This is a genomic window from Ketobacter sp. MCCC 1A13808, from assembly GCF_009746715.1.
Taxonomy (GTDB): Bacteria; Pseudomonadota; Gammaproteobacteria; order Pseudomonadales; family Ketobacteraceae; genus Ketobacter.
This window is the reverse complement of record NZ_VRKW01000027.1, coordinates 1-9,032: the sequence shown is the minus strand read 5'-3', so window position 1 is coordinate 9,032 and position 9,032 is coordinate 1. Positions and strand designations below refer to the sequence as shown.

9 protein-coding genes are annotated in these 9,032 nt (G+C 51.5%); 6 read left to right on the top strand and 3 right to left on the bottom strand.

Going from position 1 to position 9,032, the window contains the following annotated elements; translation table 11 throughout:
- Positions 1-371: 371 nt before the first annotated feature.
- Positions 372-932, top strand: coding sequence for a molybdopterin dinucleotide binding domain-containing protein (locus FT643_RS22405; RefSeq protein ID WP_156873634.1), 561 nt, complete (start codon positions 372-374; stop codon positions 930-932).
- Positions 933-963: 31 nt separating this feature from the next.
- On the opposite strand, the gene FT643_RS22400 is transcribed toward FT643_RS22405, so the two are convergent.
- Positions 964-1,917: an oxygenase MpaB family protein gene (locus tag FT643_RS22400; RefSeq protein WP_198043816.1), complete on the bottom strand. Its 954-nt coding sequence runs from the start codon at positions 1,915-1,917 to the stop codon at positions 964-966.
- 271 nt (positions 1,918-2,188) lie between these two features.
- Here FT643_RS22400 and FT643_RS22395 point away from each other — a divergent pair, with 271 nt between their 5' ends.
- Positions 2,189-2,797, top strand: a complete 609-nt coding sequence (locus FT643_RS22395; RefSeq protein ID WP_156873632.1) for a TetR/AcrR family transcriptional regulator — start codon at positions 2,189-2,191, stop codon at positions 2,795-2,797.
- A 113-nt stretch (positions 2,798-2,910) separates the two neighbouring features.
- Here the strand turns inward: FT643_RS22395 and FT643_RS22390 are convergent, their stop codons facing one another.
- Positions 2,911-4,542, bottom strand: coding sequence for an OmpP1/FadL family transporter (locus tag FT643_RS22390; protein ID WP_198043814.1), 1,632 nt, complete (start codon positions 4,540-4,542; stop codon positions 2,911-2,913).
- Between the two features lie 261 nt (positions 4,543-4,803).
- The gene (locus tag FT643_RS22385) at positions 4,804-5,724 is read right to left on the bottom strand and encodes a LysR family transcriptional regulator (RefSeq protein ID WP_156873630.1); all 921 of its coding nucleotides are present in this window, start codon (positions 5,722-5,724) and stop codon (positions 4,804-4,806) included.
- A gap of 102 nt (positions 5,725-5,826) precedes the next feature.
- Here FT643_RS22385 and FT643_RS22380 point away from each other — a divergent pair, with 102 nt between their 5' ends.
- The 4 genes from FT643_RS22380 (at position 5,827) to FT643_RS24130 (ending at position 8,916) form a co-directional block, all read left to right on the top strand.
- The gene (locus tag FT643_RS22380) at positions 5,827-6,885 is read left to right on the top strand and encodes a zinc-binding dehydrogenase (RefSeq protein WP_156873629.1); all 1,059 of its coding nucleotides are present in this window, start codon (positions 5,827-5,829) and stop codon (positions 6,883-6,885) included.
- A 368-nt stretch (positions 6,886-7,253) separates the two neighbouring features.
- Positions 7,254-7,766: a class I SAM-dependent methyltransferase gene (locus FT643_RS22375; RefSeq protein ID WP_317622105.1), complete on the top strand. Its 513-nt coding sequence runs from the start codon at positions 7,254-7,256 to the stop codon at positions 7,764-7,766.
- Positions 7,767-7,887: 121 nt separating this feature from the next.
- Complete coding sequence (locus FT643_RS22370; RefSeq protein ID WP_156873628.1) at positions 7,888-8,322, top strand: DUF481 domain-containing protein; 435 nt, start codon at positions 7,888-7,890, stop codon at positions 8,320-8,322.
- 93 nt (positions 8,323-8,415) lie between these two features.
- Positions 8,416-8,916 (top strand): magnesium chelatase domain-containing protein, encoded by a 501-nt coding sequence (locus tag FT643_RS24130; RefSeq protein WP_156873627.1) that lies wholly within the window; start codon positions 8,416-8,418, stop codon positions 8,914-8,916.
- Positions 8,917-9,032: the final 116 nt, after the last annotated feature.

Here is a 9,032-nt window from a genome sequence, read left to right as displayed (position 1 = left end):
GCCTGTTCGACCCATCGCAGAGTCGTCTCTTTGACTGATCTTCACCATACACTGCTCACTTTCACAGGGGGCCGGTGGAGCAACTTACATCCTGTGAATCATCAATCAAAGATTTTGTCGCTAAGTTGAACCTTATTTAAGCGATTTGGGTTGGTCCGACAGTGAAAATTGGAGCTTGAGCGGTAAACGAGTGAGGGGATTTCGGGTAAGATACTTCGGATGAGGGGCAAATCGGTGCTTTATACTTCCTATACCCAAAATCCTCCGCCTATGGTCACCTGACGGAGTCGACTCCGGTTCCGTTTCCAAAGCTGGACCTCAAGGTTCTCAAGCAGCATCCCCACGGAATTGATCTGGGTGCTTTGCAACCCATGTTATGCCACCGTATTTTTACCCGGGATGGTAAAGTCGATCTGGCGCCGCAACGATTCCTTAATGACCTGCCGCGGTTGCAGGAGGAATTGCAATTAGAGCGGGACAGCGAGCAGTTGTTGATGATCGGCCGCCGTCATATTCGCTGCAACAATTCCTGGATGCACAATAGCCAGCGTCTCGTGAAAGGGAAGAACCGCTGTAATCTGATGGTTTCCCCACAGGATGCACAACGACTGGGATTGGTTGATGGCCAGACCGTAACCGTCAGCACCAACATTGGACAAATCGATTTGCCACTCTGGGTCAGTTCCGACATCATGCCGGGGGTGGTGAGTATGCCCCATGGTTGGGGCCATGACCGGGAAGGTTCTGAACTGGGTATAGCCGCCCAAAAAGCCGGGGTCAGCATGAACGATATTACCGATAATCAGGTGGTGGATGCGCTCACCGGGATGGCCATTATCAATGGCGTTCCGGTGGAGGTGAGAGCGGCGGCAACCGATCGGGAACAAGCGTTTGGCGTAGAAGCAGTCCAGGCCCGGGTGGTTGCCGTTTAGGTGGTTGCCGTCTAAATGAAGCCGGTTACCGCTAACGCGCTGCGGGTTGTTCTGCCCGCAGCTTCTTGTTGGCTTCGTACTCCGCTTTTTTAACCTCGATGCGCTCCAGCTCCTCCATTGTGACCAGGTTCGGGCCATGCATTCCCAGCATCACGCCCAATGCCGCCGGGTTATAGCGTAAGGGGCGCGGTACCAGCTTCGCATACCGATTTAAACGTCCGCACAACTTTTTGTAGCGGGCTTTATCATGGTCACTCCAGGGCAAGTCGAAGCGTTCCCGATACAATGGATGCAGTGCGCCAATCACACTCACTTTCATGGCAGGGTAGGCCCAGCGCTTGTAGGCTGCATCGGCGTAGGGTTGCGCCGATTTGAAATACTTGAAGCGGGCTGGTAATTCAATGGAACGGGTGGTGAGGTATTTTACGGTATCGTTATAAGTCATGGTATTGAGGATCAAATCCTCGTAGTACTCGTAGAACGATTTCAGATCCGGCTCAATGTCTTTGGCAGGAATACCGAGTAGTTCGCAAAGCGGTACGTATTCCTCATGATACAGCTTCGCTTTCTGGGCCGATGTTAATGGCCGGCCGACGTCTTCGCGGATCCGAATAACGCCATCAAGAAAGGTATCCGGTACGATGCGGAAGGTTTTCGGATGCAGCGCGAAATATTTGCTGCCATCGTCCAAAGTGCCTTTGATATTGGCGTGCAGCGCACGCAGGTCACGGGCTTCGTTACGGGCAAAGTCACCGCCGTCATAAAGGAAGCGGATCATGGACCAGTTGGTGCGACGGCCCCGCCCCTGAGGATCTGATTTATAGACCCCGTATCGATTGACCGCCGTTCCCACCGCAGGCAAGCCGGATTGCATAATGGCAATGGGTGGCAGCAAAGGCAGATTGGCCAGATCGGTCAGGGTATCCCACATGATGGAGTTGACTCCGGGCGCTTTGCCCCGAGCTGCTGAATTGTTGTTTCCCATGTCACCGTCCCCCTGATGAAAAATCCTGTTGGTTTGATATGGCATTCATTCTAATCGGAGAAATGCCGTAATACTCTCGTGTTTTGAAGCGATCAAACCCATGGGTAATACACTTATAATTTTTATATAAAACAGCATATTAAGTAGGGTCTGTGTGCGTTTTACCGCATTCGTGCGCAACGAAACCGAACCTTACTCGTGTTTTGTTTAAGCGGTGCAGATGAAAGTTAAAACATGAGATAATAATGCCATTTATCATGTTGGATCATTAATGAAAGACCTACGTAACCCACCCAGACGTAAACCGGTTCAGGCCCGCTCCATCCGTAAATACAACGAAATTCTGGATGTTGCGGTTCGGCTGCTGGAACGTCAGGAGTATGCTCAGGTCACCATGAGCGAAGTCCACTTGGAGAGCGGCTATCCTTACGCCACCATCTACCAGTATTTCAGCGGTAAGGAAGACATTTACCTGGCCTGGATGGAGCGGTTTCTGGATGACGTGATTTTCGAACTGGCTGAACGCCTGCACCGCTCCGAAGGGGAACATTTTAATGCCCGCATTGAAATGAGTGTTCGCTATTCGCTGGAGCAAATTATCGCCCACCGTCAGGTCCTCGGTAAATTGCTTGATGGTATGGGGCTGGTCTCCTCGCGTATGGTGGAACAGTTGGAGAGTAAAAGTCGGGGCTGGATTGTCAGTGCCTTCGGACAGCAGATGGAAGACCCCCGCAACAGTGAAATGCTGGAAAGAATGCTCACTGCCACCCGGGCGGTTAATGGTTATTGGTTGATGTTGATGCTGAATACCCGGCGCGAAGTCGATATTGAGGTCGAAGTCAGCAAAGTGGCGTCGTTAATTAAGGCGCTGGTAGTCTAGTTGCAGGAGGAACCGCTGTCCGTGTTAAAGCTTGCTTGGGCTCCGGCATTGGTGGATTGAGGCAGCGAGGGTTGAGTGGCCGGTTCCCCTGTTTATCCGGGAACCGGCTGTTTTCAGAATTGCCAGGTGAAACTGGACTCAAGCAGTATAGCGCTGGTTTCCGTTTTGATATCGAGACCCGTGTAAGGGTTGTACCAGGCGCTGGTAGGCTGGGTCATATCATTGGAATTGGTACTGGTTCCTGCCGGAATATCGTTTTGGGAGATGAAATAGCCCAGTGTAAAGTCGATTTCCATGTCGTGGCTGAACTTGTAGCCGAAGCCAACCGCATAGAGGTCGGCCTCACCCATGGGCAACAGTACATCCAGCTTGTCATCCGGAACCGAGGATTTGCGTGGCTCCCAGCCTGCGCGCAGCGCCAAACGGTCGCTGTATTGGTACTCCACACCCATCGCTATATTCCATACCGACTCGTAGTGCCTGGGAATGATCAACGAGGTCTTGGTTACGTACTCCGGCACGATGAGTGAGCCAAGGCCTCCCAGTTCGAAAGGATTGTCAAACTCAATCAGGAAACCATCCCAGACTTCCCAGTCTGTCCACTTGGCATCTAAATTCACTTTCCAGCGCGGGGTTACCTGTACACTGATGCCAGTGGCAAAATGGGACGGATACTTGAGGTTGACCGTCGCATCACCCGTTTGCTCCGGGATTCCCGTAGGTAATCCAAGCAACCTTGTAACCGGGCCCAACTCCTGATTGATGGATGCAAACAAATTCTGCCAGTCCTGGGAATAACTGAATCGATAGCTGCCTTTCATGTGGTTGGCCGCTTCAGTCTGGTAGACAAAGCCCCAGGTGAACCAGGGCTCGGGTTCCCAAAGCGCTCCGAAGGTGGCGGAAACGGAGAGGCCGGTTTCCACGTCTACATCCATTAGAATGGCGCTTTCAAACGGGCTGATGGAATTGCCACAAAATTCGAAAGCTCCGCCCAGACAGTCCGAATCGTCTTCCAATAAATCCAATGCAGTATTGATAATGCCCAACGGTAGCAGCATAAGACGAAGGTCGGTTAGTGCTGACATACCCATATAAGAAAAATGAACACCCACACCCAACGACCATTCATCGTTCAGTTTGAAGCCGATAGTTGGTGCAAAATAGGTCAGGCGGGTCAGGCCCAGCTCCTTGCCCATATAGATACCCGGGTCATCGTCATCACGCTGGTAACCAGCCGCAAACGGCGCAAATACGGCTGTACCCCAAGTATAATTGGTCCCTGGAGTGTTAACGGCGGCGCCTCCCGTCGGCACGATGACCACCGGCAAGGGCCACTCTGTTCGGCCACCTATAAACGGGACTTTGAGAATAGGCGTATCGGTTTCGCTGACACTGTTTTCCACCGGGTCGGTTTCGTCCAGCCCCCATTTATCAATTTCTGCCTGGGCTAGGGGATGATAACTGCCAAACTCAGCTCCAAAGGTAAAAGACACCACCGACAGCTTGAACAGTCCCTCTCGGCCCTTGACCCGAGCCAGACCCGCAGGGTTGTAATGAATGGAATCAATACCCGGTGGATCCGCCGTTACGGCGTTACCCAGTGCGGTTGCCTTGGGGTTCGCTATGGTCATGTTTTCGATCAGGGCAGCGCTGGCACCAGTGGATACGGCCAGCATGAAGCCAAATTTAAGCGTAAGAGTCCCTATGCCGGACCAGCATGCCGGCAAGGCAATCTTCCTTATCATGGTCAACTCCTGTGGTGTCGACGCGTGCATTGCGGTATGCACACATTTATAGTTGTTTTATTGTCGTTATTATTTATCAGCCAATCAGCTTATTTTTGTAATCAGCCAAACGCCGAGACGAAGAATAGACTTTGTCTCATTTGTTGTAGTGCTGTCAACATTTTACTTTTCTTTAGCAAGACTAGCAGTGGCGCGAAAGGCCAGCCAGTTTGAGACTTTCGGTACTTACGTCCAGGGTTACAGGAACTGAAGCCAAGCTAATTAGCTTATTCCAAATTCATCCTGTAGCACGGAGACAACAAACTCTCTGAACCAGATGTGCGCAGCACTGTTTTTCGTCCGCTCATGCCACAGCAAACCGAATGGCGGCATAGGAACGCGGAACGGCAAGGGGTGAAAATCCAGTTCGTAGTGTTTGAGTGCACGCTCGACCAATCCACGGTGCCCCATCATCACCAGATCGGTTTGACTGACCATGGCAACACCGGACATACAGTAGGGGGTGCGTACGACGACGTTGCGCTGCAGACCCTGCGACAGCAACCAGTCGTCCACCGGATTGGACCCCTTGCCCGTCAGGTCCAGTGCAATGTGTCCCACCTTTAGGTAGCGTTCCAGGTCAAAGCCGTCTTTGAATACCGGGTGCTGCTTTCGACTTACGCAGCCGTGTTCTGCTGCGCCCAGCGTCTTGCGATAGACCCCTGCCGGTGCATCCATTAAGCCACCAAACATAAAATCCAGTTCCCCGTTTTCCAGTTTTGCAAACGTGTGTTCAGACCAGCCCACCAGTCTGAGACGGATATTGGGCGCATGTTTGAGCAGTAAAGGCAGGAAATCAGGAATATACAGTTGCATTAGAAAGTCGGCAGCGGCGATGGTGAATTGGAAGTGCGCCGTCGTGGGGTCGAACTGCCGCGAACTCAGGGTTTTTTGCAGTGCATCCAGCTGGGAGCGGACGACTCCTTCCAGTTGCTCTGCTCTGGGTGTCAGCATCATGCGGTTGCCAGTACGGACCAACAATTCATCTTCGAAATAATCGCGTAACCGCGCCAGATTGCGACTCATGCCAGACTGGGTGAGGGAAAGCGCATCGGCAGCGCGGCTGACGTGTTTATGGGTCAGCAACGCCTCCAATGACAGCAGCAGATTCAAATCGAAGTTAGCGAGCTGTGATCGATCCATGATTGTTAGTCATAACCCTTATTGATATTCAGGAATGGCGATCATATCTGTGAGCGGGGAGAATGTGAACACTGCAACCACATGACATGACAGGAAAAGGACATGACAAGGAACGATAATTTGAAGAACAGAAAGATCATTATCCCGCACACGGGCAGCCATGCAAAGTTGGATTTGATTGAAAGCGAACTGCCTGCTCTGGAGCCCAATCAGATTCTGGTTAAGACTGAGGCCTGTGGTGTCGCGTTCGCCGATATTTTAATGCGAGAGGGCTTATACCCCGACGTAGACCGTCGTAACCTGACCCCAGGATACGATGTGGTGGGGGAAATCGTGCAGGTGGGCAACGACGTCAGTCGACTGACAGTGGGTGACAGAGTGGCTTGCCTGACCCAAACCGGCGGATATGCCGATTACACCGTCGCGCAAGAGTCTCTCACTGTGCTTTGTCCCCGCCAGCTTCCAGCTCAGCAGGTGGTCGCCATCATTCTGAATTACACCACCGCGTATCAAATGCTGACCCGTATTGCCAGAGTCACAGCGGGCGAGCGCATACTGGTCCATGGTGTCGCCGGTGGGGTAGGCAGTGCACTGCTGGAACTGGGTTTGCACCTGGGGCTGACCGTTTATGGTACCTTGTCGCAGCGCAAGTGGGCGTTATTACCCGCGCATCTCAACCAGCATCCTCGCTTTCATAAACTCGATTACCAAACCACGCCGTTTGAGGAGGCGCTGGTCAAGGCACTGCCTGAGGGAGTTGATGTGGTGTTTGATGCCATTGGTGGATCTCATCTGAAGCGCTCCTATCAATCGATGCGGATAGGGGGCACGGTTGTGAGCTACGGGTTTTCCACTGCCATCAAGAATGGTCGGCGCAATTGGTGGGAGGCCATTAGCGGGATGTTGCGCAGTATGACCTTTCCGGTTCAGTTGATCCGTGATAACAAAACCATAGCGGGTTATGGTATCTGGATTTATGCCAATGCTCATCCGCTCTGGTTTCGTGAGGACCTCACTCAACTGATTGAGTGGTTGGAGCAAGGCGTATTGAAGCCCATGGTTTCAAAACAGTATGCACTAACAGAAACAGCTCAGGCGCAGGAAAGGGTTTCCCGTTCGGAGCTGCCGGGAAAAGTGGTGTTGGCGATGGGAGCTTGCTGAACACCATCCAAAATTATGGCTTGGCGGGTATTGCGTTTTGCTGGGCAAAAAATCTGAATGACAGTTGTAGACAAACTTTGATACCCGCTGAGGCAAGTTCATTTGAAAAAACACTTTGCTCAAAAAATTACATGAGTTGTCCTGCTTTGTTGCTTTCCTGAAACCGCGATTTGGAGCTAAATAAAATTCTCCCCGGTTACCTTTTCATGCGAACTGGTAACGATTGTTATCGGTGATTAATGTTACTCTCCTAATCACTGCTGCGACCACTTACTAAAAAATAACGTGTATAAAGCAATTTGAATCTGTCCATTCCCAAATTTTGAATGAGGCATCCTTGAAATCCACGCATACTCATCACCTGTGATGTGAATGACTTGACTCTGGACGCCAATACCTTTGATAGAGCAGTGTCCATTGAAATGTTTGAGCATGTCCGCAATTACGAGCAGTTACTTAACCGCGTCAGCGATTGGTTACGGCCTGCGGGGCAATTATTTGTCCATATTTTCTGTCATCGCCACCTGATTTACCCGTTTGAAACCGAGGGCGACGACAACTGGATGGGCCGCTATTTTTTCACCGGCGGCCAAATGCCTGCGCTGGATACCTTTGCGCACTTTGATCGGGATCTCCAGATCAGCGAACAATGGTTTCTCGAGGGCACCCATTACGAGAAAACCGCACAGGCATGGCTTGACAACATGGATGTGCACCGCGACGCTATCCGTGAATTATTTGTACAAACCTATGGAAACACAGATGCGGAACGCTGGGTGCAACGCTGGCGCATGTTTTTTATGTCTTGTGCAGAGCTGTTTGGCTACGCCAAGGGATCTGAATGGGGTGTGGGTCACTACCGTTTTCGGCAGCGCCAGTAACCCACTTTGACAGTCACCACCCAAATACCACCGGGGCGTCGCCGCGGCCTGCATTCGCGCCTGATTCGCGTCTTCGCGGTACAGGCTACGCTAGTCAGTGTGGCGACGGCCCTCGGCGTGTATGCGGCCGTTTCAGAATATTGATAGCCAGTGGAAATTCAGTGTCGGTGCCGGTTATTACGTTATCGATAACAGCGATATTTTATGGACCGTTGCTGCGGGGCCGGGTTATCAGGAAACCCGCTACAATACCGTGCCGGCCGGTGATGATCTGGACAGTCATTCGGGCACCTTCCAAATCAGTTCGGAATATGATCAGGATTTGACCGATGATGTCGAGTTGTATTGGCTTTACGAATATACCGCAAGTAATGATGCAACCGGACGCGGCAAGCACCACGCCGAGATTGCACTGGATATCGATCTGATATCGGATATCGATTTTCGTATCGCAGCCAATTTCGACCACATAGACCGGCCTCAACCGGATGATAACGGAGTTATTCCAGACAACTCGGACTATCGGTTAACAGTGGGTTTAAACTACGACTTATGAGCATGATTTATAAATATGACATAGTACCGGCTCTGCTCATTAACTAGATCACCAGAATGCAGCTGCGGTTATGCTAAGATCGGGCGTTATCAATTGGGCGGTTATGAACAAGGGAGTGTCGTCTGGTGGCACAGGGTATCGGTTTGTACGGCAAATTGCCGGGATACGGGGATTTTATCGAGCGCAATCTGCCCGGCTGATTTACCTAAAGATGGTGGCCGTTTTGATTTACCCATTGCTGTGGGCATTTTGGCGGCATCGGAACAAATTCCAACGACCGCACTGGAACAACAGGAATTCGTAGGTGAGCTCGCGCTTTCTGGTGAATTACGCCCTGTTGAAGGTGTATTAACCGCCGCACTGGCCAGCACCCAAAGCCAACGTGCATTATTTGTGGCCTTGGCCAATGGCCCGGAATCGAGCCTACCGCAAAACGCTAAAGTGTTTGCCTGCCATTCGCTACAACAACTGTGTAGCCATTGCCTTTCTGTTTTTTTCTTCAGAGAAGGGTTCACCTTTTTAAATTGGTGGAGGAGCGGGGCGTCGGTTCAAATCCCATTCGCTCAGCCGCTGAGGGTTGATAACAACTCGTGAGGGCTAACGCGGGTTAAGTGTTGGCAATTTCTCAGGCCACACTGGACGTCAGAATACAAGCCGCTGATACTGTACATAACCACAGTATCAGCGGAAGATACCCATGTCACTGGCAA